The following is a 25,909-nucleotide window of genomic DNA, read 5'->3' on the forward strand; positions in this document are numbered from 1 at the left end:
GGCGAGTGACCTGTCTCTCGTCGGCGCCTGACAGGATGGCCGCACGCACGTTCTCCCCACGGGGAAGGCGTTCGCGCGGCCGACCGGCCGGGCGCGCCGCGGGAGCCCACAGACGAGCAGGGGGACGGAAGTGTCCGAGGGAACGGACGAGGACGACACGGACGGGGCCCGGTCCCGGATGCCTCCCGGGCAGGCGGTGCGCCACGAGCACAAGCCGCTGCACTACGGGCCGGTGCCCGCCTTCCGCCCTCAGCGGTGGGACCTGCGGGTCACGGGGGCGACCGAGGACCTGGGGGCGTACCGCTGGACGTGGGAGGAGTTCGCGCGGCTGCCGCGCACGGACTCGGTGAGCGACTTCCACTGCGTGATGCGGTTCAGCGCCCCGGACGTGCCCTGGCGCGGGGTGCGCGCCGCGGACCTGGTGGCCGCGGCCCCGCCCGCGCCGGAGGCCACGCACGTGATGGCGTGGGGCGAGTACGGGTACGGCGCGAACCTGCGCATGGACGACTTCCTCGCGGAGGGGGTGCTGCTGGCGACCCACCGCGACGGCGAGCCCCTGGCCCCCGACCACGGCGCGCCGCTGCGCCTGGTGGTGCCGCACCTGTACGGGTGGAAGAGCGTGAAGTGGCTGCGCGCGGTGGAGTACATGACCGCGGACCGCCGCGGTTTCTGGGAGGAGCGCGGCTACCACAACCGGGGTGACCCGTGGCGGGAGCAGCGGTTCTCCCACCAGGAGGAGGAGCAGGAGCCGGGCCGGGCTCCGCGGCGGTGAGCCGTGCGGGGCCCTCAGCCGCGCGGGACGCGCATCTCCACCTCGGTGCCCTGGCCGGGGACCGACACGTACTCGACGGTGCCGCCCAGGTCGCGGACCCGGCCCAGCACGGACTGGGCCACGCCGATGCGGCCCTCGGAACGGGCCCGCTCCAGGCGTCCGGGCTCGATGCCGGGGCCCTCGTCGCGCACGGACACGGTCACCGCGTCGTCCTCGTCCTCCACCAGCACCCAGGCGCGCGTGCCCTCGGGGCAGTGCCGCTCCACGTTGTCCAGGGCGGCGAGCACGGCGGCGGCCAGTTCGGCGGCGGTGTGCGCGGGCAGGACGACGGGCGTGGCGGGCGCGGACACCGACACGTGGGCCGACTCGGCGCGTCGCAGCGGCTCGCGCAGGTCCACCGCGGGCCCGGACGCGGCCGCGCGCCCCGCGGGAGGCGGCGCCGCCCCGCCGGTTGCGTCCGCCCCGTCCGTCCCGCCGGAGGCGTCCTCCGACGATCCGATCGCGACCAGCGCGCGCAGGCGCGCCTCCTGCTCACCGGCCATCCGGCCCAGTTCGGCGGCCTCTCCCCCGGCCTCGGCGCCGCGCCTGCTCACCAGGGACAGCACCTGGAGCACCGAGTCGTGGATCGAGCGGGCCAGCTGCTCGCGCTCGCGGGTGCGCGCCTCCAGCGCGACCGCCTGGGCGAACCGCCGTTCGGCCCGCTCCGACATCCAGGACATGTACCCGACCGCCAGTCCGGCCAGGAGCAGCAGGACCACGCCGCGGGCGGTCGCGGCGGTAACGGCGGCGTCCATGACCGTGCGCAGGGTGAGGTCGGCGAGGCCGTAGAGCACGGCGACGGCCGCGGCGGCGCGCCCGCCCCAGATGACGCTGGCCGCCAGGGCGGTGCCCGCGAACCAGTAGCCGCTCAGCGGCGGGGCCTGGGTGAGGTAGAACGGCGTGGCCGCCGGGGCGGTGGCGAACAGGCACGCGAAGGCCACCGCGAGGTCGGCGGTGAGCACGCGCCAGTCGCGCAGGTGCGGGCGGGCGTAGGCGCGGGTGGTGAACGCCGTCCACACGACCATGACCGCCAGCACCGTCCAGGCCAGCCAGGGCCGGGTCAGGTGCTCGTGGTGCTGGATGAGGAGGAACAGGGCGTAGACCAGGGACGCTGCGCGGAAGACGGCGAAGGCGCGCCAGAGGGGGAAGTCGAAGCCCAGGGGTCAGACCACCGCCCCGTTGTCGGGCCCGCCGTCTCCGGGCGGCCGGGAGTCGGTCATGCGCAGGATGAGCACGACGAAGCTGACGAGGAAGGCCAGCACCGCGACGAACATCAGCCAGTTGGGCAGGGAGACGCCGACGAACGCGGCCCCGAACACCAGCACCGGCGCGCCCAGCAGGCACAGCCAGGCCGCGATGCCCACCCGGTCGCCCTGGAGCAGGGGCGGCGGTGGCGGGGGCTCGTAGTGGCCCTCCAGGTCGGCCTCGGCCCGGCGCCGGGCCTCCTCTTCCGCCGTCTCGCGTTCCTCCCCGTCCCCGGCTCCGACGGTCCCGCCGGCCAGGATGTCGCCGGCGGAGGAGGCCTCCCCCGCCGGGGCGCTGAGGTTCTCGGCGTCGGGCCAGGCTGCGCGGCGGCGCTGCCCCCGGGTGTCGGCGTCGTCGTAGAAGCGGGCGACCAGGTCGTTCCAGACCTCGTCCTCGTCCGCGGGCCGGGCGGGCGCGGCGTCGGGGTCGACGTTGGCGGGCGGGCCGTCCAGCAGGTCGCCGCCGACCGTCGCGTCGGGGGCCTCGTGGGGGGCGGTCTCCCCGCCCTCCTCGGCGTCGGCGTCGGAACGGGGCTCGCCGCGCGGAGCCAGCAGGTCGGGGGCCGTCCCGGGCTGCCCGTCCAGGTCGGGCAGCTCGGTGCCCAGGACCCTCTCGGCCGCGGCCCGCTCCTCGGCGTCCACGTACAGGTGGTCGGTGGGCGGGTCGTCGGCCTGGCTGCCCGCGGGTTCCAGGACGTCCTCGTCCAGGGGCACGGCGTAGGCGGCGATGCCGCTGCGCCGGAGCGCCTCCAGCATGAGGTCGGCGTGCGAGGGCGCGAGCAGGATCAGCGGAACGTAGGCGTCGGCGAGCAGGCCGTTTCCCCGACGTTGCGTCATCGGTCGGCTCCTTCCCCGCTTCTACTGTGCTCTCGCACGAAGGCGAGGCTCCCGTCGAAGACGACGGCGGCGTCATGGTCGAGGGTCGCCACGTGGTAGCTGTCGTGGAGCAGGTGGATCGTCAGCCCGGTGTTGACCGCTCTCCTAGCGAGGATACGCAGACTGCGCGGTCCGACGACGTGGTCCTGGGTGCTCCGGTAGGCCAGGATCGGCGCTCGCAAACCGGACATGCCCTCCTGAACCTCGCGCCACAGCTTCGGGAGTGTCGCCGCGGCCGCGGTGGGGACGCGGTCGTACCCGCCCTCGGTGGTGTCGTCCTTGGAGACGTCGCAGCCCAGACCGGGCGTGGAGGGCATGATCCGCGAGACCAGGCGGCGGACGGGGGCGATGACGGGCAGGCGCCGGTCCTCCACCGCCAGGGAGGGGTTGACGAGCACGACCCCGCGTACGAGGCCGGGGTGCCTCTGGGCCAGGCGCAGGCTGAGGGCGCCGCCCATGGACAGCCCCATGACGAACACCTCCTCACAGCGCGAGGCCAGGTCCAGCAGGGCCCGTTCGGCCTCGGCGAGCCAGTCGTCGCTGGTGGTGAGGTTCATGTCGTGCCAGACCGTGCCGTGCCCGGGCAGCAGGGGCGCCTCGACGCTGAGTCCGGCGGCGGCCAGGTGCTCGGCCCAGGGGCGCATCGAGTACGGGGAGCCGGTGAAACCGTGGCAGAGCAGGACGCCCGTGCCCGATCCGCGGTGACTGAACGGCTCAGCGCCCGGGATCAGGAGAGGGGCGTCGGTCGGTCTCACGGAGCGGCTCCAGGGATCGTGCGGTGCGCGGGGGACGGGGGTCTGCGGCGACCGGAGCGGAGGCACGGGAAACCCTGGCTCCTGCCGTGAGGCTAACCGTTCGGCGGTCCGTTCGCCATGAGTGCACACTAACGTTCCCGCCCCCGGGGACCGGAGGCAGGCACCCGCCACGCGGGCCGACTGAGTATCCTCTTCTGCGTCGGGCCGACGGCCCGTTCGGGGGCGCTTTGGCACTCGCGCTCACACGGTGGGAGGATGGCGCACGTCAGGCGGCGGCTCCTCCCCCACTCTCCGGGCGCGAGCCCTCCTGACAATGTCGGCAGAGCGGGACGGTGAATCGTGGCAGACCCTGCCCAGTGCTCCCCGCGTGTGCAGGGGTGATCTGAGCGATGTTCTACTGGGTGGTCAAGGCGATCCTTGGGCCGGTCCTGGCCGTACTGTGGCAGCCGCGCGCCGAGGGCGTGGAGAACGTGCCGCGCCGCGGTCCGGCGATCATGGTCAGCAACCACCTGTCCTTCTCCGACCACTTCTTCGGTCCGCTGCCGCTGCCGCGCAAGATCACCTTCCTGGCAAAGGCCGAGTACTTCACCGGCACGGGCGTCAAGGGGCTGCTGAGCCGGGCGTTCTTCACCGGCGTGGGGCAGATCCCCATCGACCGCTCGGGCGGCAAAGCCAGCGAGGCGGCGCTGCGCACGGGCCTGAGGGTGCTCAAGCGCGGCGACCTCCTGGGCATCTACCCCGAGGGCACCCGCTCCCCCGACGGCAAGCTCTACCGCGGCCGGACGGGTGTGGCGCGGCTGGCGCTGGAGGCCAAGGCCCCGGTGGTGCCGATGGCGATGATCAACCTGGAGAAGATCATGCCCCCCGGCCGCACGGTGCCCAAGCTGGGTGTGCGCCCCAAGGTCAAGTTCGGCAAGCCGCTGGACTTCTCGCGCTACCACGGCATGGAGAAGGACCCGCGCGTGCTGCGGGCCATCACCGACGAGATCATGTACGCGCTGATGGAGCTGTCCGGCCAGGAGTACGTGGACCGCTACGCGCAGTCGGTCAAGGCCGAACTGGAGGCGGAGGCCAAGGAGGCCAAGCGCGAGCAGCACGCCAGCGACAAGGACCGCAGACGGACCGAGCGCGAGCGGCGCAAGGGGGAGCGGCGGTCCCGCCGCGAGGAGAAGCGGGCGGCGCGCGGGAAGAGGAAGGGCGGGGACGCGGACTCCGCGGACCCGACCGCCGCCCAGGAGTAGCCCGCGCGGCGGCCCCACACGCGGACGGCCCCCGCGACCCCGCGGCGGGGGTCGCGGGGGCCGTCCGCTCTCCGGTGGCCGGGTCAGTGCCGGGCGAGGTCGCCGGCGCCGACGATGCCCGCCTCTCCGCCGAGTTCGGCCAGGCGCACATCGGCCATGCGGCGTCCGGGGCGGCCCGGGACGTTGCGCGCGAAGGCGGCGCGGACCGGGTCCAGCAGGATGGACCCGGCGTCGGAGACTCCGCCGCCCAGGACGAAGCACTCGGGGTCGAGGATGGCGGCCAGGTCGGCCAGGCCGTGCCCGGCCCACTCCCCCACCTTGGCGAAGCACTCCAGGGCGGCCCTGTCCCCCTCCAGCGCCGCCTGGGTGATGACGTGGCCCTCCACCTGGTCGATGACGCCGTCGGCGAGCTTGAGCATGCGCTCGGCGGCCACGGGGTCGGTCAGCGCCAGGTCCTGGGCCTCGGCGACCAGGGCGCGGCCGCTGGCGTACTGCTCCCAGCAGCCGTGGTTGCCGCAGGCGCAGCGGCGGCCGTGCGGGACCATCCGGTAGTGCCCGACCTCCGCGGCCACGCCGTAGCGGCCGCGGTGCAGCGCGCCGTCGATGACCAGGCCGCCGCCGATGCCGGTGCCCAGGGTGATGCACACGATGTGGTCGCTGCCGCGCCCGGCGCCGAACCTGGCCTCGGCCCAGGCCGCGGCGTTGGCGTCGTTCTCGATGACCACGGGCATCCCGACGCGCTCCTGGACGTGGTCGCGGAGGGGCTCGTCGCGCAGGCCGAGGTTGACGGCGACCTGGACGGTGGCGCGGTCCTCGTCCACGAACCCCGCCACACCCACCCCGACGGCCCGGACGGCGTCGGCCTCCTGGCGGCCGCACAGCTCCCCGACGGCCCTGGCCACGACGTCGGCCAGGGCCTGCGGGTCGTTGGAGGGGGTGGGGTACTTGACCTTGTCGAGGATCTGCCCTTCGGGGTCGACGACCCCGGCGGCGACCTTGGTCCCGCCGATGTCTACGCCGATGGTCAGCATGGGGGCAGCTCCTTCGTACTTACGCCCGAACTCTGACATAAGTCTCAAGGTTCATGGCAAAGTGTTTTCAGATGATGTATGCCATCTGATTAAACCAGGCATGAGGCGACCCCCGACACCCCCGGAGTCGAACCGTGATCTCCTCCCGTTCACCCCGCGGTGACCTGGCGTTCCTCGCCTTCCGTCCCGCCTTCGCCACCCTGCGTCCGGCCCTGCGGACCGCGCTCCGCGGCGCCGTCGGCGCGGGTCTGCTCCAGGGAGCGCTCGACCACGTCCCAGGTGCGGCCAAGGGCGCCGACGGCGGCCAGTCCGGCGCGGCCGAGGTGCCCGACGACCTCGGGGCCGGACGTGCGCACGATGTCGAGGAGCTCCTCCAGCGGGGGGCGCCGGTCGCCCGTCTCCAGGCGGATGGCCTCCTCCCACACGTCTCCCTTGCTCGGGGGCGGCGAGGTCACGGCGCCGACCCCGCGCTTGACCCCGGCCGTCAGCAGCCTGCGCTGGAGGGTGGTCACCAGCTTCAGCGCGTCGTCGATGAGGTCGGGGTCCTCGCCCCTGCCCGCACCCGGACCGCCGTTGCGACCGGTGTTCTCCGTCATGTCAGCTTCCTCCTTCGCGCCGCGTTCTGCTTCAAGGTAACCGGACGTCCGGGCGCCGGGGAGGTTTCTCAGGGCAGGTTCAGGGGCGAATCAGGGACGCGGGCGCCGCTACGGGGAGTGAGGCCGAGGGGAAAGCGCAATGACCGCGAAAAAGCACAAAGGACCCAAGATTCACATACAGCGCATAGTTCTCACGACGTGCGCAAACACTACGCCGGGCGTATAGTCTCGCGTGCGTACGAGGGAAAGATCCACATTCTTCCCCCGCCCGGGCACCACCGCGTCCGCCGCGCCGGGCACGACCCAGGGTCACCGTTGGATACCGAACGACAACGTGTTCTACTCATGAGTAGGGTGGTGTTGTTACGGTCATCACGTCCCGTACTACCCGAACCCGTACACGTCCAGGAGCACCACGTGCGCGAATACAGCTCTCCCGCGAAGGCTGAGATCTCCGACGACGCGCGACTGACCGACACGCTCTACGCGCGCGCGGCCAGCGAGCCCAACGCCGTCACCGCCCGTCGCCAGGAGTCCGGCCAGTGGCACGACGTCACCGTGGCGGAGCTGCACGCCGACATCGCCGCGTACGCCAAGGCCCTGATCGACGCGGGCATCGAGCACGGCGACCGCGTCGCCCTGATGTCGCGCACCCGCTACGAGTGGACGGTCGTCGACTACGCCATCTGGTCCGTCGGCGGCGTGACCGTCCCGATCTACGAGACCTCCTCCGCCGAGCAGATCGAGTGGATCCTCACCGACTCCGGCGCCAAGGCCGCCTTCGTGGAGAACGACGCCCACGCCGAGCGCGTCGAGTCGGTCCGCGCCCGCACCCCCGAGCTCGGCCCCGTCTGGCGGTTCGACGACCCCGGGTACGCCGAGCTGCGCTCCGCTGGCTCGGAGGTGAGCGACGAGGCGCTGGAGAAGCGCCGCACGGCGGTCAAGGCCGACGATCTCGCCACCCTCATCTACACCTCGGGCACCACCGGCCGCCCCAAGGGCTGCGAGCTCACCCACCGCAACTTCCTCTTCATCTCCCACAACGCGTTGGAGGGCCCGGCCCGCCAGGTCCTGCGCAGCAAGGAGAACCCCTCCACGCTGCTGTTCCTGCCGCTGGCCCACGTCTTCGCCCGCTTCGTGCAGGTCATGGTGATCGAGGCCAAAGCCACCCTGGGCCACTTCCCCTCCACCGGCCCCGAGCTGATCGAGCAGTTCTCGGCGTTCCGGCCCACCTTCCTGCTCGCGGTCCCCCGCGTGTTCGAGAAGGTCTACACCAAGGCCGAGCAGAAGGCCGCGGCCGAGGGCAAGGGCAAGATCTTCAACGCCGCCGCCGACACCGCCGTCGCCTACAGCAAGGCCCTGGCCACCGGCCGGATCCCCCTGAGCCTCAAGCTCAAGCACACGCTGTTCAGCAAGCTGGTCTACGGCAAGCTCCTGGCGGCCCTGGGCGGCAACGCCGAGTACGCCGTCTCCGGCGGATCCGCGCTGGGCGCGCGTCTGGGCCATTTCTTCCGCGGCATCGGCTTCACCATCATCGAGGGCTACGGCCTCACCGAGACCACCGCCCCCACCTCGGTGAACAGCCCCGAGTTCAACAAGATCGGCACCGTGGGCCAGCCGCTGCCCGGCACCACCATCAAAATCGCCGAGGACGGCGAGATCCTGCTCAAGGGCGACCACATCATGGTCGGCTACTGGAAGAACGAGAAGGCCACCAAGGAGGCCTTCACCGAGGACGGCTTCTACCGCACCGGCGACCTCGGCACGCTGGACGACGACGGCTTCCTGAGCGTCACCGGACGCAAGAAGGAGATCATCGTGACCGCGGGCGGCAAGAACGTCGCCCCGGCCGTCCTGGAGGACCGCATCCGCGCCAACGCCCTGGTCAGCCAGTGCATGGTGGTCGGCGACAACCGCAAGTTCATCGCCGCGCTGATCACGATCGACCCCGAGTCGTTCGTCCAGTGGCGCGAGGCCAACGGCAAGAGCGGCGAGATCGCCGACCTGACCGGGGACCCGGACCTGAACGCCGCCATCCAGGAGGCCGTGGACAACGCCAACGACGCGGTGTCCAAGGCCGAGGGGATCAAGAAGTTCAAGATCCTGCCCAGCGACTTCACCGAGGAGAGCGGCCAGATGACCGCCTCCCTGAAGGTCAAGCGCCACGTGGTCAGCAAGCAGTGGAGCAAGGAGATCGACGACATCTACGCCGGCTGAGCCCTCCGCGGCCCACACCGGACGCACGGGAGCCGGCCGCCCCCGGAAGAGGGGGCGGCCGGCTTCCGCCGTGTGCGGGACCCTGCTCCGCGAACACGACGGACCCGGCCGCGCCGCGGCCGGGTCCCTCACCCACACGCGGGTGCGCTAGTGGTGGGCCGCCTCCTTCTCCGCCTCGGTGGAGGAGTGGTGCGGGTGGTGGCCGTTGTGCGCCTCCACCCCCTCCAAGGAGACGTCGTCCTTGGTGTACCAACGCGCCAGGGCCTTGCGGAGCCTGCCACTGCCCTTGCGGGCCTCGGGGTTCTCCACACCCCTGCCGTCCGCGTCGGAGTCGTCCTTCAGTGCCGTCGAGGTGATGACCGGCTTGCTCTCCAAAACATGCACCGTCTCCGGGGAGCTGTGCTTGTGCACCTCCACGAACTCACCGCTGGGCAGCTGCTGGATGGTGCCGCTCTCGTAGCCGTGCTCCAGGGTCTCCCGGTCACGGCGCTGCAGCCCCAGACAGATGCGCTTGGCGACGAAGAACCCCACCACCGGGCCGACGAGGACCAGCACACGGAAGATGTACGTGGTCGTGTACAGGCTGATCGAGAAGGTCTCCGAGATGATGTCGTTGGATCCGGACATCCACAGCACACCGTAGAAGATGATCCCGGCGACACCCATACCGGTGCGCACCGGCGCGTTGCGCGGACGGTCGGCGACGTTGTGCGCGCGCTTGTCGCCGGTGATCCACTGCTCGATGAACGGCCACACGCCCAGGGCGCCGAACAGCAGGCCCATGATCCCCAGACCGGGGACGAGGACGCCGATGATGAACGGGTAGCCCCCGATGGAGAAGTCGAACCAGTTCGGGAAGATGCGCAGCGCGCCCTCCATGAAGCCCAGGTACCAGTCCGGCTGGAGCCCGGAGGTGATGGACGTCGGGCTGAAGGGCCCGAACAGGTGGATCGGGTTGATCTGCACGAACGCGCCCAGGAGCGTGATCACGGCGAACGTGAAGAAGAAGAACCCGCCCGCCTTGATCGCGAAGGCCGGGAACATGGGCGTTCCGACCACGGTCTTGTCCGTGCGCCCGACCCCCGGGTACTGGGTGTGCTTCTGGTGCCACAGGATCATGAAGTGCGCGACGATCAGACCCAGCAGCACCGCCGGCAGCGCCAGCACGTGCAGCATGTACAGCCGGGAGATGATGTCCTCGCCGGGGAACTCCCCGCCGAAGAGGAACATCGACAGGTAGGAACCCACCAGGGGGATCGCCAGGATGACACCCTGGAGGACCCTCACGCCCATGCCCGAGGGCAGGTCGTCGGGCAGCGAGTAGCCGAAGAGGCCCTCGATGAGGGCGATGGCGAAGATGGCGACGCCGATCAGCCAGTTGATCTCGCGCGGCTTGCGGAACGCGCCGGTGAAGAACACCCGGAGCATGTGCGCGGTCAACGCCGCGACGAAGATCAGCGCGGCCCAGTGGTGGATCTGGCGGACCAGGAGCCCGCCGCGCACCTCGAAGGTGATGTGGAGCGTGGAGGCGTAGGCCTCCGACATCATGACGCCCTGGAGGCGCTCGTAGGAGCCGTCGTAGACGATCTCGGTCATGCTCGGCTTGAACCAGAGCGTGAGGAAGACGCCTGTGAGCAGCAGGATGATGAACGAGTACAGCGCGATCTCGCCCAGCATGAACGACCAGTGGTTCGGGAAGACCTTGCGCAGGTTCTTCTCGCCGGTCTTGGCCAGGTGGAAGCGGTCGTCGATGAAGTTGCCGACGCCGCGAAGCGCCTTGGGTGCTTGCGTGGTCTTACTCATCGGCTAGTCCCTCGCGTATTCCCAGAACGTGGGGCCCGTGGGTTCGTCGAAGTCGCCGGTCGCGATGAGGTAGCCCTCGTCGTCAACGCCGATCGGCAGCTGCGGCAGCGGCCGGTGCGCCGGACCGAACACGACCTCCGCGGCGTTGGACGCGTCGAACGTCGACTGGTGGCACGGGCACAGGATGCGGTGTGTCGTGCGTTCGTACAGGGCCGCGGGGCAGCCCACGTGGGTGCAGATCTTGGAGTAGGCGACGATGCCGTTGTGCGTCCAGTTCAGACGCGTCTGGCCGCCGGTTCCCTCGATCTCCTCGGTCATCCGCTCCTGCCAGTCCTCCTCGGGGATCTTGATCAGGATGATGACGGTCTTGGCCTGGTCGGTCAGTGAGAGGTGGTGGTGCTCGTCATCGGCGGCGGGCAGGGCCGAGACCATCGCGTTGGGGTCGTTCTCGAAGTCCTCGGGCCGGAGGGGGCGGCCGCTCCCTTCCACGACGATGCGGCGGCCGTGCTCCCACATCGTCTTCTTCATCAGGTCACCCGGAACCGGGCCGGTGTCGCGCAGCAGCACGATCGGTGCCAGCCCCAGCGGCAGCATCGCCAGGATGAGCGTGCGGCGCATCAGCGGACGCTTGGTGAAACCGCTCTCGTCGGCGCCCCGCATGAAGAAGGCGCTGAAGGAGCCCTTCTCCTTCTCGTCCGAGGGCAGCTCGTCGTAGGGAGAGGCCACCTCGTAGTGCGGCATCACCTGACGCGCCCACACCGTCATACCCGCACCGATACTGAACATGGCCAGCGTCAGCGTGCCGCCCAGCAGCATGTTCGAGTACTGGGCGATCTGCGGGTCGGCGATCGCACTGGAGCTGAAGAGGAAGTAGGCGACCAGGAAGCCGATCCCGCCCAGGAAGGCGATCACGAACCACAGGGAAGCCAGCTTCTCGCCCCGACGCTGCGTCTCCTCCGACCGCACGTGCGTCTCGGAGGCCTTGTACGGACCGGTGTGCTCGTCCGCGGCGGCACCGGAGGCGTCGGAGACCAGCGGATTCCCGGCCTTGGGGGTGCCGACGACGCGCTCGGGCTCGGCCCCGCCGACCGTGGGGGCCGCGGCCGGGCGCTCGGAGTGCGTCCCGTTCGTCTTCGGGGTGACGACCACGCGTTCGGGCGTGATCTCTCCCCCGCTGCTGTCGTTGCTGTTGTTCTCAGTCATGAGCTCGCTGCTTCGCGGTGATCCAGATCGCGCAGGCAATGATCAGAGCGAGCCCGACGACCCAGGCGATGAGTCCTTCGGCGACCTGGCCGATGCGATTGAGGTGGAAGACGCCTCCGGCGTTGGGTTCGGCCTGGAGAGTCTTGATATAGGAGATCAACTCCTGCTTCTCCTCCGGCTCGATCACCGTGTCACTGAACATCGGCATCGCACCCGGACCACTGACCATCGCCTCATAGATCTGACGCGCGGACGCGTCATGAATCTCCGGAGCCCAACGACCATCCGTAAGAGCACCACCCCCACCAGACCAACCATGGCAATGCGCACAGTTGGTCAGGTACAGACGCATACCCATGTCAGTGTCGTCAGCGCCCTGGACGTAAGCCTCGTACTCGGCCTCGAACTCCTCAAGCGCGGCCTCATAAGAAGCCTCGTCCTCGAACTCCCCACGCTCGGGCGCCTCACCCGGAACGTCATAAGGAACATCAGGACCACCAGTCCTGATCTGCGCGTTGTAGTACGCGATCAGGTCCTGCAGATCCTCCTCCGACATCGCCATCGGCTTGCGCGGCATCTGCGCGTCGGGGTTCATCGACGGCATACGCCCCGTGCTGACCTGAAAATCGATGGCCGCCGCACCCGAGTCACGGATGTCAGGACCCCGGGTGTACTCCCCGTCCTCACCGTAGGTGCCACTGCCGTCGTAGTTGTGACAGGTCGCGCACGTCTGGTTGAAGATGTCCTCGCCGTTGGCCACATCGACCTCATCGGCCGAAGGAGGAGCCTCAGCGGCCAGAGTCTGCGCCTGGGCCTGGTCCGCGGTGGGCGCCAGAGCGGCGTACCCCACCCCGAACAGGGCTAGCGCGAGGATGACGACGACATACCCCGCCAGGGGATGCCGCCGCCGCGCGGTAATCCATTTCACGGTTTCCCCGTTTCGGGTTACTGGATGAAGTAGATGGTGAAGAACAAAGCGATCCAGACCACATCGACGAAGTGCCAGTAGTAGGACACGACGATCGCGCTGGTCGCCTGCTGGTGGGTGAAGCGCTTCGCGGCGTACGTACGTCCCAACATGATGAGGAACGCGATCAGCCCACCGATGACGTGGAGTCCGTGGAAGCCCGTGGTCAGGTAGAACATCGACCCGTAAGCGCTCGACTGAAGAGTCAGGCCCCCGTGGAAGATGAGCTCGTAGTACTCGTAGGCCTGCCCAAGGACGAAGAACAGGCCCATGAAGAACGTGATGAAGAACCACATACGCAGCTTCTTGACGTCACCGCGCTCGGCGGCCCAAACGCCGGCCTGCGCGGTGAAGCTCGAAGCCACCAGGACCACGGTGATCGCCGACGCCCACGGCACGTTCAGGTGGGTGTCGGGCCACTGCCCCAGGTCGGGGTTTCCGTTGGTCACCGATCGGATCGTGAAGTACATCGCGAACAGCGCAGCGAAGAACATGAGCTCGTTGGCCAACCAAACGATGGTGCCAACGCTCACCAGGTCAGGACGCTTTGCCGCACCATGTGCTGGTGTCGGTGCTGATTTTGGGTTCGCGGTTGCTGTCGCCACGCCAGCATTATTACGGCATCTCAGCAAGACCCGAATCCGCCCCCCTGTTATCGCCCCCTCCGAGACGCCGCAGGAGGGCTGGACCGCCTACGCACACGGGCTTCCAGGCTCCGCGAGCCATGGAGAGAAACGGAAATTCGACACCTTCTAGGCATGAACAGCACGCCCACTAAACACGCGTCACGGGCGTCCCAAAATTCACATAATTGTGCGTGCCAAAGGGACTCCGCACACGAGAAAAAGAACGTCGCGGCTGGTCATCCCGCTCATGCCCCGGGCCCGTCCGGTATCGGGGAGCAGGCCCGGCGGACCCCCGGCACACGGGCGGGAGGGCTTCATGTCACACGGGCCGCGAGGAGCCCCGCGACGGGTCCGGTGTCGCCCGCATGTCGCCCGACAACACGACGGACCCGGTCGCGGTGCGACCGGGTCCGTCGAGGAGGTGGGGTGAGGGGCCCTAGTGGTGGGCCGCCTCCTTCTCCGCCTCGGTGGAGGAGTGGTGCGGGTGGTGGCCGTTGTGCGCCTCCACCCCCTCCAGGGACACGTCGTCCTTGGTGTACCAACGCGCCAGGGCCTTGCGGAGCCTGCCGCTGCCCTTGCGGGCCTCGGGGTTCTCCACACCCCTGCCGTCCGCGTCGGAGTCGTCCTTCAGTGCCGTCGAGGTGATGACCGGCTTGCTCTCCAAAACATGCACCGTCTCCGGGGAGCTGTGCTTGTGCACCTCCACGAACTCACCGCTGGGCAGCTGCTGGATGGTGCCGCTCTCGTAGCCGTGCTCCAGGGTCTCCCGGTCGCGGCGCTGCAGCCCCAGGCAGATGCGCTTGGTGATGAAGAAGGCCGCGATCGGACCCACGATGACCAGCACACGGAAGATGTACGTGGTCATGTACAGGCTGATCGAGAAGGTCTCCGAGATGATGTCGTTGGACCCCGCCAGCCAGAGCAGGCCGTAGAAGGTGATGCCCATGACGCCCACGCCGGTGCGCACCGGTGCGTTGCGCGGACGGTCGGCGACGTTGCGCGCGCGCTTGTCGCCGGTGATCCACTGCTCGATGAACGGCCATGCGGCCAGTCCGCCGAAGATCAGGCCCGGGATGACCAGGCCCGGCACCAGCACACCGGTCGGGATCGCGTAACCGAAGGGCGCGATGTCGAACCAGTTCGGGAAGATGCGCAGCGACCCCTCCATGAAGCCCATGTACCAGTCGGGCTGGAGCCCGGAGGTGATGGACGTCGGGGTGAAGGGCCCGAACAGGTGGATCGGGTTGATCTGCACGAACGCGCTCAGCAGGGCGATCACCGCGAACGTGAAGAAGAAGAACCCGCCCGCCTTGACCGCGAAGGCCGGGAACATGGGTGTTCCGACCACGGTCTTGTCCGTGCGCCCGGTACCGGGGTACTGGGTGTGCTTCTGGTGCCACAGGATCATGAAGTGCGCGACGATCAGACCCAGAAGCAGGGCCGGGATCGCGAGCACGTGCAGCATGTACAGCCTCGTGATGATGTCCTCGCCGGGGAACTCCCCGCCGAAGAGGAACATCGACACGTACGGGCCGATGAGCGGCAGCGCCATCATCACGCCCTGGAGGATGCGCACGCCCATGCCCGAGGGCAGGTCGTCGGGCAGCGAGTAGCCGAAGAGGCCCTCCAGCATCGCCAGGACGAAGATCGCGACGCCGATCAGCCAGTTGATCTCGCGCGGCTTGCGGAACGCACCGGTGAAGAACACCCGGAGCATGTGCACGACGAGCGAGGCCACGAAGATCAGCGCGGCCCAGTGGTGGATCTGGCGGACCAGGAGCCCGCCGCGCACCTCGAAGGTGATGTGGAGCGTGGAGGCGTAGGCCTCCGACATGGGAACGCCCTGGAGGCGTTCGTAGGAGCCGTCGTAGATGACCTCCAGCATGCTCGGCTTGAACCAGAGCGTGAGGAAGACACCTGTGAGCAGCAGGATGATGAACGAGTAGAGCGCGATCTCGCCCAGCATGAACGACCAGTGGTTCGGGAAGACCTTGCGCAGGTTCTTCTCGCCGGTCTTGGCCAGGTGGAAGCGGTCGTCGATGAAGTTGCCGACGCCGCGAAGCGCCTTGGGTGCTTGCGTGGTCTTACTCATCGGCTAGTCCTTCGCGTAATCCCAGAACGTCGGACCGGGCGGCGCGACGAAGTCGCCGGTCGCGATGAGGTAGCCCTCGTCGTCGACACCGATCGGCAGCTGCGGCAGCGGCCGGTGCGCCGGACCGAACACGACCTCGGCCGCGTTCGACGCGTCGAACGTCGACTGGTGGCACGGGCACAGGATGCGGTGCGTCGTGCGTTCGTACAGGGCCGCGGGGCAGCCCACGTGGGTGCAGATCTTGGAGTAGGCGACGATGCCGTTGTGCGTCCAGTTCAGACGCGTCTGACCGTCGGCGCCCTCGACCTCCTCGGTCATCCGCTCCTGCCAGTCCTCCTCGGGGACCTTGATCAGGAGGATGACGGACTTGGCCTGGTCGTTGAGGCTGATCCCGTGCGGGTAGTGGTCGTCGTCGATCGCGGGCAGGGCCGAGATCATCCCGTTGGGGTCGTTCTCGAAGTCCTCCGCGCGAATGGCGCGGTGGGTGCCCTCGACGTACATCCGGCGGCCGTCGCGCCACGGCGTGGTCTTGAGCTTGTCGCCGGGCAGCGGGCCGGTGTCGCGCAGCAGCACGATCGGTGCCAGCCCCAGCGGCAGCATCGCCAGGATGAGCGTGCGGCGCATCAGCGGACGCTTGGTGAAACCGCTCTCGTCGGCGCCCCGCATGAAGAAGGCGCTGAAGGAGCCCTTCTCCTTCTCGTCCGAGGGCAGCTCGTCGTAGGGAGAGGCCACCTCGTAGTGCGGCATCACCTGACGCGCCCACACCGTCATACCCGCACCGATGCCGAACATGGCCAGCGTCAGCGTGCCGCCCAGCAGCATGTTCGAGTACTGGGCGATCTGCGGGTCGGCGATCCGGCTCGGACCGAAGAGGAAGTAGGCGACCAGGAAGCCGATCCCGCCCAGGAAGGCGATCACGAACCACACCGAGGCGAGCTTCTCGCCCCGACGCTGCATCTCCTCCGGCCGCGCGTGCGTCTCGGAGGCCTTGTACGGTCCTTCGTGGACCCCCTCCGAAGTCGTGGAAGTGCCGGAGACCACGGGGTCTCCGGCCTTGGGGGTGCCGACCACGCGTTCGGGCGTGGCCTCTCCCCCGCTGCTGTCGTTGCTGTTGTTCTCAGTCATGAGCTCGCTGCTTCGCGGTGATCCAGATCGCGCAGGCAATGATCAGAGCGAGGCCGACGACCCAGCTGATCAAACCCTCGGCGACCTGGCCGACACGGTCCAGATCGAAAATGCCTCCGGCGTTGGGTTCGGCCTGGAGAGTCTTGATATAGGAGATCAACTCCTGCTTCTCCTCCGGCTCGATCACCGTGTCACTGAACATCGGCATCGCACCCGGACCACTGACCATCGCCTCATAGATCTGACGCGCGGACGCGTCATGAATCTCCGGAGCCCAACGACCATCCGTAAGAGCACCACCCCCACCAGACCAACCATGGCAATGCGCACAGTTGGTCAGGTACAGACGCATACCCATGTCAGTGTCGTCAGCGCCCTGGACGTAAGCCTCGTACTCGGCCTCGAACTCCTCAAGCGCGGCCTCATAAGAAGCCTCGTCCTCGAACTCCCCACGCTCGGGCGCCTCACCCGGAACGTCATAAGGAACATCAGGACCACCAGTCCTGATCTGCGCGTTGTAGTACGCGATCAGGTCCTGCAGATCCTCCTCCGACATCGCCATCGGCTTGCGCGGCATCTGCGCGTCGGGGTTCATCGACGGCATACGCCCCGTGCTGACCTGAAAATCGATGGCCGCCGCACCCGAGTCACGGATGTCAGGACCCCGGGTGTACTCCCCGTCCTCACCGTAGGTGCCACTGCCGTCGTAGTTGTGACAGGTCGCGCACGTCTGGTTGAAGATGTCCTCGCCGTTGGCCACATCGACCTCATCGGCCGAAGGAGGAGCCTCAGCGGCCAGAGTCTGCGCCTGGGCCTGGTCCGCGGTGGGCGCCAGAGCGGCGTACCCCACCCCGAACAGGGCTAGCGCGAGGATGACGACGACATACCCCGCCAGGGGATGCCGCCGCCGCGCGGTAATCCATTTCACGGTTTCCCCGTTTCGGGTTACTGGATGAAGTAGATGGTGAAGAACAAAGCGATCCAGACCACATCGACGAAGTGCCAGTAGTAGGACACGACGATCGCGCTGGTCGCCTGCTGGTGGGTGAAGCGCTTCGCGGCGTACGTACGTCCCAACATGATGAGGAACGCGATCAGCCCACCGATGACGTGGAGTCCGTGGAAGCCCGTGGTCAGGTAGAACATCGACCCGTAAGCGCTCGACTGAAGAGTCAGGCCCCCGTGGAAGATGAGCTCGTAGTACTCGTAGGCCTGCCCAAGGACGAAGAACAGGCCCATGAAGAACGTGATGAAGAACCACATACGCAGCTTCTTGACGTCACCGCGCTCGGCGGCCCAAACGCCGGCCTGCGCGGTGAAGCTCGAAGCCACCAGGACCACGGTGATCGCCGACGCCCACGGCACGTTCAGGTGGGTGTCGGGCCACTGCCCCAGGTCGGGGTTTCCGTTGGTCACCGATCGGATCGTGAAGTACATCGCGAACAGCGCAGCGAAGAACATGAGCTCGTTGGCCAACCAAACGATGGTGCCAACGCTCACCAGGTCAGGACGCTTTGCCGCACCATGTGCTGGTGTCGGTGCTGATTTTGGGTTCGCGGTTGCTGTCGCCACGCCAGCATTATTACGGCATCTCGGAGAGGGCCGTACCCGACTCTCCGTAACAGGGCGGGTCAGGCCCGGTACGGGGCGCTCTGGGGCCCCGGACGGCCAGCTGGCACCGGTTGATCGTGACTCGGACGTTACTGTATCGGCTTTGCCCCTCCAGCCACACCAGTAACATACCCAGAGTGACCGAAATTCGGGATCCCCTGCGGCTAGGGCGATCCAGCACCCCTGAGGTGTCGGCCCGGCCTACGACAGGTTACGGCCAGACATCAAGAAAATCACCTTTTGATAACAGGACTTGGGGGTGGGGTTAGCCCGTGCTCTGAATGTGGTGGCCCAGGTCTCAGTACCCGGCACGCCCCCGGCCCCTCTTCTGTGCAGCGGGGCCCCGAGGCAATACAGTCAGAGGGCATACAGCCAACGAACGCCCCGGCCGCACCCCCACGGCGACGGCCGCGGACAGAAGCGATGGGACGGTTGCGCGATGGTGGTCAGCGGTACGGACACGGGTGCCAGGATGCGCGTGCTGGTCTACAGCGACGACGCCGACACCCGCGAGCAGGTGCGGCTGGCGGTCGGCCGGCGCCCCTCTGCCGACGTTCCCCTCGTGGAGTTCGTCGAGTGCGCGACCGCGCCCATGGTCCTGCGCAAGCTGGAGGACACCGACCCCGCCGCACGCGTGGACGTGGCGATCTTCGACGGCGAGGCCTCCCCCGTCGGCGGGATGGGCCTGTGCCGCCAGGTCAAGGACGAGATCTACCGCTGCCCGCCGGTCCTGCTGCTGGTGGGACGGCGCGACGACGGCTGGCTGGCCACCTGGTCCCAGGCCGAGCAGGTCGTCAGCCACCCGATCGACCCCGTCGCGCTCGCCGAAGCCCTGGCCGAGCTCATGCGCCAGCGGGTCGCGGCGGCCCTGAACGGGTGACACGCGTGCGAGACGGTCTCGGAACGGGCCACCGCGGCGACGCGGAGCCGCGCCGCCGCCGCGCGGTGGGCGCGGCCCTGCACCACGGCGCCGACATCGGGCGATGGCGCGCCCACGCCGCGCCCCTTCCTCCCAGCGCCTGAGGGCGGCCCGCCCGCGCGCCGCGCCCCCGGCCCCTTCCGTGCCCGTTCCTTCACCGTGGAGCAACCCAGATGAACGTCCCCGCAGCCAACCCTCCCGCCGGATCCGGAGCCGCGAACTCCGACGAGCCGTCCGCCGTGACCGAGCGGACCTGGTCCAACCTCATCACCGCCCTGCTGAGCGGACGGACCCTGAGCGCCGACGACACCGCGTGGGCGATGAACGAGATCATGTCCGAGGCCGCGACCGACGCCCAGATCGCCGGGTTCGCCATCGCGCTGCGCGCCAAGGGCGAGAGCGTGTCGGAGGTGACCGGCCTGGCCCGGGGCATGCTCGACAACGCCGTGCGCATCCACGTCCCCGGGCCGACCCTGGACATCGTCGGCACCGGCGGCGACCGCGCGCACACCGTGAACGTGTCCACGATGGCGGCGATCGTGGCCTCGGCCGCGGGCGCCCGCGTGGTCAAGCACGGCAACCGGGCGGCGTCCTCCTCCTGCGGCACCGCCGACGTGCTGGAGCGCCTGGGCGTGGTCCTGGACCTGCCGCCGGAGCTGACCGTGCGGGTGGCCGAGGAGGCGGGCATCGCCTTCTGCTTCGCCCCGGTCTTCCACCCCTCGTTCCGCTTCACAGCCAAGCCCCGCCGCGAACTGGCGGTGCCGACGGTGTTCAACTTCCTGGGCCCGCTGACCAACCCGGCCCAGCCCACCACCTCGGCCATCGGGGTGTTCGACGAGCGCATGTGCGAGGTGATCGCCGGGGTGTTCGCTCGCCGCGGCTCCTCGGCGCTGGTGTTCCGGGGCGACGACGGGCTGGACGAGCTGACCACCACGACCACCTCCACCGTGTGGGTGGTGGGTGACGGCGCTGCCCGGCGCGAGACGCTCGACCCCGCCGACCTGGGCATCGCCCGCTCACGGCCCGAGGACCTGCGCGGCGGCGACGTCGGGTTCAACGCCCAGGCCGTGCGCGACCTCCTGGCCGGCCGCACCGGCCCGGTGCGCGACGCCGTGCTGCTCAACGCGGGCGCCGCCCTGGCCGCCGTGGACGGCATCCGGGGCCCCCTGCTGGAGTCGGTGCGCGCCGGGTACGAGCGGGCCGCCGCGGCGGTGGACAGCGGCGCCGCCGAGCGCGCGCTGGAGCGCTGGGTGGAGACCAGCCAGCAGTACGCCAAGTCGCTGTGAACACGCTCCGGGGGCGCGGCGGCGGGGCGACCCGTCGCCGCGCCCGCGGCGTTCCGCCCGCCCGCCGGGGCCGGTGGTCCGCCCGTGGCGGGGCTCAGGACTCGAAGCGGGCCACGAAACGGCTCTGCCAGGGGGTCTCCACCGCACGCGGCGAGTAGTGCGCGCGGACGGCGACCGCCTCGCGCGCGGGGACCCCGTCCAGCACCGCCAGGCACGCCAGCGCCGTGCCGGTGCGCCCCCGGCCGCCACCGCAGGCGACCTCGACGCGTTCGGACCCGGCGCGCTCCCACGCCTCGCGCAGGGCCGCGCGCACGGCCCCGGGGTCGGAGGGCAGCCCGAAGTCCCGCCACCGCAGCCAGCGCCCCTCCCAGGGCACGGGCGCCGGTTCGCGGCCCAGCAGGTACAGCCCGAGGTCGGGCGCGGGCCCGGACGGCAGCGGGCTCCTCAGGCCCCGGCCGCGCACCAGCCTGCCCGAGGGCAGCGCGAGCACCCTCGGCTCCTCCGCATTCCAGGTAGCGGCCACGACCGGCTACCAGCCCAGGGCGAAGGCCGACTCCAGGTCGTGCCTGGAGTAGGCCTGGAAGGAGATGTGGGTGTCAGAGGAGAGCACGCCGGGCACCTTGTTCACCCGGCCGGGGATCACCTCGGCCAGGTCCTCGTGCCTGCGCACCCGCACCATGGCGATGAGGTCGACGCCGCCGGTGACCGAGTAGACCTCGCTCACCCCGTCGATCTCCGCGATCGCCCCGGCGACCTCGGGGATGCGGTGGACGTCGGCCTTGATCATGACGATCGCGGTGATCACTGTGCCTCCAGGGCGGTTCCTCGGAAAATGTCGGGACGGGCGCGACGACCGCGCCGGGGCGCACCGGGGCGTGCGCCTAGTAGACGTCGGACAGCCGCGTCCCGGAGCGCCATCGCAGCCGGTAGACCACCAGTCCCACGACCACCCCCGCGACGAACCCGTACACGTGCGCCGCGTAGGCGACGCCGCCTCCGGCGCCGGGGGCGCTCGATGTGGTGACGTAGAGAAGATACTGAAGAGCGAAGTAGCTGCCCACCACGGCCCACCCGGGCAGGCGCATCGGGATCACCCCGAACACCAGCGTGGTCACCCGGCTGCGGAACTGCACGACCAGGTAGGCGCCCAGTACGCCCGAGATGGCCCCGGACGCGCCCACCATGGGCATGGCGGCGTCGACGTCGGTCAGCGCGAAGCCGTAGGCGGCGGCGACCCCGGTGGCCAGGTACAGCCCCGTGAAGCGCAGCTTGCCGATCCGGTCCTCGACCACGGGCCCGAACACGAACAGGTACACCAGGTTGCCGATCAGGTGCCCGGGCCCGCTGTGCAGGAACATCGAGCTGAACACCGAGAACCACACCGGCTTGCCGTCGAGCTGCCCGCACTCGGGGACCGCGTGCGGGACCAGGTCGGTCCGGCCCGTGATCTCGGCGGGCACCGCCCCCCAGTACATGAAGTAGTCCTGGATCGCGCAGAAGCGCTCGAACATGTCCGCCGGGTACCACACCGCGGTCAGCGCCTGCGGTGAGACCAGGTAGACGAGGACGTTGACCGCGACCAGCGTGTACGAGACGACGGGGACGCGGCGGACGGGGTAGTCGTCATTGAGCGGAAGCGCGGCCATGGGCCCAGTGTGTCATCCCGGTGTGCGCCTCGGCGCTGCGCAACGGGCATGTCCACTCCCCGTCGATCTCGACCAGCCGGGTGGCGGGGTCGGCGAGCCAGTCCAGGACCAGCTCGGTCTCCCCCGGGAGCGCGCCGGGGCTGGGCCCGTGCCCGGCGGGCACGTACTCGGCGGTGGCCACGAGGGAGGCCAGGAACGCGGCGGGGTCGGTGCCCGGGCGCAGCACGGCGCTGGCGGCCAGGCGGCCGTGGCGGACCACGCAGGTCTCCCAGCCAGCGGCGGTGCGGCGGGAGGCGACCAGGTGCGCGACCGCGGCGATGGCCGACAGGCGCTGGGCCCGTCTGGCTCCGCGCAGGAACGCGGTGAGGCGGTCGCGCAGGTGCGCGGCCTCCTCGTAGCGCAGGTCGGCGGCGAGTTCGCCGATGCGCGCGGTGTGCGCGTCCACCACGGCGGCGGGGTCCCCGGTCATCGCCACGCGCGCCGCCTCGGCGTGCACCGCGTACTCGGCCACGCTCTCGCTGCCGTCGCAGGGCGCGCCGCAGCGGCCCAGCTGGGCCACCACGCACGGACCCGTCCACCGCGCTCCCGAGGTGACCACCTCCGGGGCGACGCGGGCCCCTCCACCGTCTCCCCCGACGGCCGCCTTCGGGGGCCGGAAGGTGTGCGCGCACTGGCGCAGCGGGAAGACGTGGAGCAGCGCCTCCCTGGCGCGCTCGGCCTCGCGGGGCGAGGAGTAGGGCCCGATGTGGGCCGCGCCCTCGCCGTCGGCCGTGCGCACCACGGACAGGCGCGGGAAGGCGTCGGCGGTGAGCCGGACCCAGGAGGCCCGCTCGGGGTTGCGCGAACGCCGGTTGTAGGGCGGTTTGCGTTCGGCGATGATGCGCAGCTCGCGGACGGAGGCCTCCAGCTCGCTGGAGCACACGATGGGGGTCACACCCGCTACCAGGCCCGCCATCTCGCGGATGCGCTGGCGGCTCTCGGCCGCGGTGAAGTAGGTGCGCACCCGGCGGCGCAGGTTCTTGCTCTTGCCGACGTAGAGGCTCTCCCCGCGGGCGTCGGTGAACACGTACACGCCCGGCTCCTCCGGCAGGCCCTCGGCCAGGTGGCGCCTGCTGCGCTGGGCCTTGGTGGGCGGCTTGGTGACCGCGCGCAGCTCCTCCACGCTGGACACCCCCATGGGGCGCAGGCGCTCCACGAGCCCGTGCAGGACGCCGACGGTGGCGCGGGCGTCCTCCAGGGCGCGGTGGTTGGGCGCGACCGGGACCCCGAAGTAGACCGCCAGCGTGGCCAGCCGGTGGTTGCGCGTCTCGCCGCGCGCGAGCACGGCGCGGGCCAGGCGCAGCGTGTCCACGACCGGGTAGCCGGGCCAGTCCGTGCCGTGGCGTTCGCACGCGGCCTTGAGGAAGCCGGTGTCGAAGGGCGCGTTGTGGGCCACCAGCACGGTGTCGGGTTCGGCGTCCAGGAAGGCCAGCAGCCGGGGCAGGACCTCCTCCATCGGCGGGGCCGAGGCCACCATCGACTGGGTGATCCCCGTCAGGAGGGTGATGTTGGCCGGTATGGGGGTACCTGGATCCACCAGGGTGGCGAACTCGCCGACGACCTCGCCGCCGCGCACCCTGACCGCGCCGACCTCCGTGATCCGGGAGCCGCTGGCGCTGGTGCCGGTGGTCTCCAGGTCCAGCACCACGAAGGACGCCGCGGCCAACGGCGTACCGAGGTCGCTGATGCTGGTCTGCACGCCGGCGGGCGCCGAGGACTGTCGAACCACCCGGTCAGGGTAGTCGGCGGCGGGGACAACCCGTCGGAATACGGTCTGACCTGCCCGACATGCAAAGATGTGGGTCATCGGGGCGGCGGCCGGGCCGCCGCCCCGCCAGAGCACCAGACGAGGGAGGAACCGTGGGGATCGCGATGCCGGGTGACAGTGAGCGGTGGCGGTGCACCGGATGCGGCAATCTCACACGGTTCGACGTGACCCGGACCGTGCGCTCCCAGGACTACGTCCACCTGGACCTGGCCGGTGAGGGCGGGGTCGAGGAGCGCACCGTGCTCTCCGAGACCATCGAGCGGGTGCGGTGCCGCTGGTGCGGCGCCACCGACAGCGTCGAGATCATCGCCCGCCCCGACGCCGACCGGCCGGTCCCCGGCTCCTCGGCGGAGAGCCCGACGGGTCGGGCATGAGCGCCCGCCCCGGTGCGGGCGGCGACTCCGACGGCGGCGACCCGCTCGACGGTGGCGACCACCCGGCGCGGGACCGCGGCCACGGCGTCGGCGATGACGGCGGCGACAGCGGCGGTGACGGCAACGGCGGTGACGGCGGCGAACGGCTGGCCCGGCCGCTGCCCGAGCAGGTGCGCGCCCGGGTCGTCGAGTACGGCTCGGACGTGCTCGGCGGCATGCGCGCGAGCGACCTGCCCCCGCTGCTGCGCAGGGTCGCCAGGTTCGAGCCGCGCCGCCGGGCCCGGCTCGCCGGACCGCAGATCGCCGCCCAGCTGGAGAACGACGAGGCCTTCCGCGGCATGGTCGCGGCCCGCGTGGACCAGGTGTGGCCCGAGCTGGCCGAGGGCCTGCGCTCGGGCGTGGTGCCCCCCGCGGCCGACCCCGTGGCCGTGGCCGCCTCCGCCTACCTGCTGCGGCCCCCGGGATGGCCCGGCATCGTCGAGGACGTCCACCGGGAGCTGGAGCGCCAGACCAGCGCCAAGGAGGCGGACCAGGCCGCGGAGGCCCTGGACGCCGCCCGCCGCCAACTGGACGAGACCCGGCACGGCCACCAGGAGGAGCTGGAGCGGCTGCGGTCCCAGATCAAGTCCCAGCGCACCGAGATCGCCGAGCTGCGCCGCAAGGTGCACACCGAGCGCCAGCGGGCCAAGGAGGCCACCGAGCGGGCCTCGCGCGCGCTGACCGAGACGGCCGGACGCGAGTCGGAGTCGGCCGCGCGGGTCGGCGCGCTGGAGTCGCAGAACCGGCGGCTGAGATCGAGGCTGGCCGCCGCCGAGGCCCAGCTGGACAACGCCCGGCGGGCGGTGCGCGCCGGGCGCAACGCCGACGAGGCGCGGCTGCGCGTGCTGCTGGACGTGCTGGTGGAGGCCTCCCACGGCCTGCGCCGCGAACTGGCACTGCCCACCGCCCTGGACAGCCCCGCCGACCTGGTGGCCGAGACCGAGCAGCAGCGGCGGGTGTCGCTGGGCGGTCTGCCCGACGACGACCCCGGCCTGCTGGAGCACCTGCTCACCGCGCCCCGGGTGCACCTGCTGGTGGACGGCTACAACGTCACCAAGACCGGCTACGGGACCCTCCCCCTGGCCGACCAGCGCACCCGGCTGATGAACTCCCTGGAGGGGCTGGCCAGCCGGACCAAGGCCGAGATCACGTGCGTGTTCGACGGCGCGGACGTGGACACCCCGCCGGTGATGGCGGCGCCGCGCCGGGTGCGGCTGCTGTTCAGCGCGCCCGGGGAGACCGCGGACGAGCTGATCGTGCGGCTGGTGCGCGCCGAACCCCCCGGGCGGCCGATCGCGGTGGTCACCTCCGACCGCGAGATCGTGACGGCGGTGCGCCGCGCCGGGGCGCGCGCGGTGCCCTCGACGATCTTCCTTCGCCGCCTGGAGTCGCACGGCTGACGGGGCCGGGCGCCCGCCGCACGGGCGGGCGCGGCCCCGCCCCGGCGCCGCGGGGACACACCGACCCCAGGCGTTACCTCTTCGTTACCCCGCTCGGTCCGCGGCTCCCTCCCAGGAACGACGCGCGTGCCGCGGACCACGGCACGCGCTGTGAACACCGGCACGTACGGGGTCCCGTGGTTGAGCTGTGCAGAACGGTCCGCTAGGTTCTTCCCGGAACGTGAGTGCTCCACCGGACAG

At 70.4% G+C, this 25,909-nt stretch carries 25 protein-coding genes; 8 read left to right on the top strand and 17 right to left on the bottom strand.

What is annotated here, in order from left to right; genetic code table 11:
- The first annotated feature begins 178 nt into the window (after nucleotides 1–178).
- Nucleotides 179–772 carry a molybdopterin-dependent oxidoreductase gene (locus tag PV789_RS20325; protein ID WP_274978194.1) on the top strand — a complete coding sequence of 198 codons (594 nt, stop codon included), beginning with the start codon at nucleotides 179–181 and terminating at the stop codon, nucleotides 770–772.
- 14 nt (nucleotides 773–786) lie between these two features.
- Here the strand turns inward: PV789_RS20325 and macS are convergent, their stop codons facing one another.
- Genes macS through PV789_RS20340 form a run of 3 tightly spaced genes read right to left on the bottom strand, consistent with a single transcriptional unit; the run spans nucleotide 787 to nucleotide 3,686 of the window.
- Nucleotides 787–1,971 (bottom strand): MacS family sensor histidine kinase, encoded by a 1,185-nt coding sequence (gene macS, locus PV789_RS20330; RefSeq protein WP_302475404.1) that lies wholly within the window; start codon nucleotides 1,969–1,971, stop codon nucleotides 787–789.
- Between the two features lie 3 nt (nucleotides 1,972–1,974).
- Nucleotides 1,975–2,892: a hypothetical protein gene (locus PV789_RS20335; RefSeq protein ID WP_274974093.1), complete on the bottom strand. Its 918-nt coding sequence runs from the start codon at nucleotides 2,890–2,892 to the stop codon at nucleotides 1,975–1,977.
- A complete protein-coding gene (locus tag PV789_RS20340; RefSeq protein WP_274974094.1) occupies nucleotides 2,889–3,686 on the bottom strand; it encodes an alpha/beta hydrolase in 798 nt (265 codons plus the stop codon). The genes PV789_RS20335 and PV789_RS20340 overlap by 4 nt, the downstream gene beginning before the upstream one ends.
- 389 nt (nucleotides 3,687–4,075) lie before the next feature.
- On the opposite strand from PV789_RS20340, the gene PV789_RS20345 reads away from it, so the two are divergent.
- The gene (locus PV789_RS20345; protein WP_274974095.1) at nucleotides 4,076–4,927 is read left to right on the top strand and encodes a lysophospholipid acyltransferase family protein; all 852 of its coding nucleotides are present in this window, start codon (nucleotides 4,076–4,078) and stop codon (nucleotides 4,925–4,927) included.
- A gap of 83 nt (nucleotides 4,928–5,010) precedes the next feature.
- Here PV789_RS20345 and PV789_RS20350 read toward each other — a convergent pair whose 3' ends face one another.
- Nucleotides 5,011–5,958, bottom strand: coding sequence for an ROK family glucokinase (locus PV789_RS20350; RefSeq protein WP_248771341.1), 948 nt, complete (start codon nucleotides 5,956–5,958; stop codon nucleotides 5,011–5,013).
- Between the two features lie 149 nt (nucleotides 5,959–6,107).
- Entirely contained in the window at nucleotides 6,108–6,554 is a 447-nt protein-coding gene (locus PV789_RS20355) for a hypothetical protein (protein ID WP_274974096.1), read from the bottom strand.
- 417 nt (nucleotides 6,555–6,971) lie between these two features.
- On the opposite strand from PV789_RS20355, the gene PV789_RS20360 reads away from it, so the two are divergent.
- Entirely contained in the window at nucleotides 6,972–8,771 is a 1,800-nt protein-coding gene (locus PV789_RS20360; RefSeq protein ID WP_274974097.1) for an AMP-dependent synthetase/ligase, read from the top strand.
- Nucleotides 8,772–8,918: 147 nt separating this feature from the next.
- Here the strand turns inward: PV789_RS20360 and qcrB (PV789_RS20365) are convergent, their stop codons facing one another.
- The 8 genes from qcrB (PV789_RS20365) to ctaE (PV789_RS20400) form a co-directional block, all read right to left on the bottom strand.
- The gene (qcrB, locus tag PV789_RS20365; RefSeq protein ID WP_274974098.1) at nucleotides 8,919–10,574 is read right to left on the bottom strand and encodes a cytochrome bc1 complex cytochrome b subunit; all 1,656 of its coding nucleotides are present in this window, start codon (nucleotides 10,572–10,574) and stop codon (nucleotides 8,919–8,921) included.
- 3 nt (nucleotides 10,575–10,577) lie between these two features.
- Entirely contained in the window at nucleotides 10,578–11,777 is a 1,200-nt protein-coding gene (qcrA, locus tag PV789_RS20370) for a cytochrome bc1 complex Rieske iron-sulfur subunit (RefSeq protein WP_274974099.1), read from the bottom strand.
- Nucleotides 11,770–12,705 carry a cytochrome bc1 complex diheme cytochrome c subunit gene (gene qcrC, locus PV789_RS20375; protein WP_274974100.1) on the bottom strand — a complete coding sequence of 312 codons (936 nt, stop codon included), beginning with the start codon at nucleotides 12,703–12,705 and terminating at the stop codon, nucleotides 11,770–11,772. The genes qcrA (PV789_RS20370) and qcrC (PV789_RS20375) overlap by 8 nt, the downstream gene beginning before the upstream one ends.
- 17 nt (nucleotides 12,706–12,722) lie before the next feature.
- Nucleotides 12,723–13,349 (bottom strand): aa3-type cytochrome oxidase subunit III, encoded by a 627-nt coding sequence (gene ctaE, locus PV789_RS20380; protein WP_013154151.1) that lies wholly within the window; start codon nucleotides 13,347–13,349, stop codon nucleotides 12,723–12,725.
- Between the two features lie 457 nt (nucleotides 13,350–13,806).
- Nucleotides 13,807–15,462, bottom strand: a complete 1,656-nt coding sequence (gene qcrB / locus PV789_RS20385) for a cytochrome bc1 complex cytochrome b subunit (RefSeq protein WP_274974101.1) — start codon at nucleotides 15,460–15,462, stop codon at nucleotides 13,807–13,809.
- A 3-nt stretch (nucleotides 15,463–15,465) separates the two neighbouring features.
- Entirely contained in the window at nucleotides 15,466–16,587 is a 1,122-nt protein-coding gene (qcrA, locus tag PV789_RS20390; RefSeq protein WP_274974102.1) for a cytochrome bc1 complex Rieske iron-sulfur subunit, read from the bottom strand.
- Complete coding sequence (qcrC, locus tag PV789_RS20395; RefSeq protein ID WP_274974103.1) at nucleotides 16,580–17,515, bottom strand: cytochrome bc1 complex diheme cytochrome c subunit; 936 nt, start codon at nucleotides 17,513–17,515, stop codon at nucleotides 16,580–16,582. The genes qcrA (PV789_RS20390) and qcrC (PV789_RS20395) overlap by 8 nt, the downstream gene beginning before the upstream one ends.
- Before the next feature lie 17 nt (nucleotides 17,516–17,532).
- Nucleotides 17,533–18,159 carry an aa3-type cytochrome oxidase subunit III gene (ctaE, locus tag PV789_RS20400; protein WP_013154151.1) on the bottom strand — a complete coding sequence of 209 codons (627 nt, stop codon included), beginning with the start codon at nucleotides 18,157–18,159 and terminating at the stop codon, nucleotides 17,533–17,535.
- 478 nt (nucleotides 18,160–18,637) lie between these two features.
- Here ctaE (PV789_RS20400) and PV789_RS20405 point away from each other — a divergent pair, with 478 nt between their 5' ends.
- The 3 genes from PV789_RS20405 (at nucleotide 18,638) to trpD (ending at nucleotide 20,403) form a co-directional block, all read left to right on the top strand.
- Nucleotides 18,638–19,078 (top strand): response regulator, encoded by a 441-nt coding sequence (locus PV789_RS20405; protein ID WP_274974104.1) that lies wholly within the window; start codon nucleotides 18,638–18,640, stop codon nucleotides 19,076–19,078.
- A gap of 5 nt (nucleotides 19,079–19,083) precedes the next feature.
- Nucleotides 19,084–19,221 (top strand): hypothetical protein, encoded by a 138-nt coding sequence (locus PV789_RS20410; protein WP_274974105.1) that lies wholly within the window; start codon nucleotides 19,084–19,086, stop codon nucleotides 19,219–19,221.
- A 69-nt stretch (nucleotides 19,222–19,290) separates the two neighbouring features.
- Nucleotides 19,291–20,403 (top strand): anthranilate phosphoribosyltransferase, encoded by a 1,113-nt coding sequence (trpD, locus tag PV789_RS20415; protein ID WP_274974106.1) that lies wholly within the window; start codon nucleotides 19,291–19,293, stop codon nucleotides 20,401–20,403.
- A 94-nt stretch (nucleotides 20,404–20,497) separates the two neighbouring features.
- Here trpD and PV789_RS20420 read toward each other — a convergent pair whose 3' ends face one another.
- From PV789_RS20420 to PV789_RS20435, 4 genes are all read right to left on the bottom strand, one after another.
- Entirely contained in the window at nucleotides 20,498–20,926 is a 429-nt protein-coding gene (locus PV789_RS20420) for a protein-tyrosine phosphatase family protein (protein WP_274974107.1), read from the bottom strand.
- 6 nt (nucleotides 20,927–20,932) lie between these two features.
- On the bottom strand, nucleotides 20,933–21,208 hold the full coding sequence (locus PV789_RS20425; RefSeq protein ID WP_274974108.1) for an Lrp/AsnC family transcriptional regulator: 276 nt from the start codon (nucleotides 21,206–21,208) through the stop codon (nucleotides 20,933–20,935).
- Between the two features lie 76 nt (nucleotides 21,209–21,284).
- Nucleotides 21,285–22,049 carry a rhomboid family intramembrane serine protease gene (locus tag PV789_RS20430; RefSeq protein WP_274974109.1) on the bottom strand — a complete coding sequence of 255 codons (765 nt, stop codon included), beginning with the start codon at nucleotides 22,047–22,049 and terminating at the stop codon, nucleotides 21,285–21,287.
- A complete protein-coding gene (locus tag PV789_RS20435) occupies nucleotides 22,027–23,817 on the bottom strand; it encodes a DEDD exonuclease domain-containing protein (protein ID WP_274974110.1) in 1,791 nt (596 codons plus the stop codon). The genes PV789_RS20430 and PV789_RS20435 overlap by 23 nt, the downstream gene beginning before the upstream one ends.
- A gap of 131 nt (nucleotides 23,818–23,948) precedes the next feature.
- Between PV789_RS20435 and PV789_RS20440 the strand changes: the two genes are divergently transcribed.
- Both PV789_RS20440 and PV789_RS20445 read left to right on the top strand, forming a co-directional pair.
- Nucleotides 23,949–24,230, top strand: coding sequence for a hypothetical protein (locus PV789_RS20440; RefSeq protein ID WP_274974111.1), 282 nt, complete (start codon nucleotides 23,949–23,951; stop codon nucleotides 24,228–24,230).
- The gene (locus tag PV789_RS20445; protein ID WP_274974112.1) at nucleotides 24,227–25,669 is read left to right on the top strand and encodes an NYN domain-containing protein; all 1,443 of its coding nucleotides are present in this window, start codon (nucleotides 24,227–24,229) and stop codon (nucleotides 25,667–25,669) included. Before PV789_RS20440 ends, PV789_RS20445 begins: the two co-directional genes overlap by 4 nt.
- Nucleotides 25,670–25,909 lie beyond the last annotated feature (240 nt).

It is taken from the genome of Nocardiopsis camelliae (genome assembly GCF_028993595.1).
In the GTDB taxonomy this organism is placed as follows: domain Bacteria; phylum Actinomycetota; class Actinomycetes; order Streptosporangiales; family Streptosporangiaceae; genus Nocardiopsis; species Nocardiopsis dassonvillei.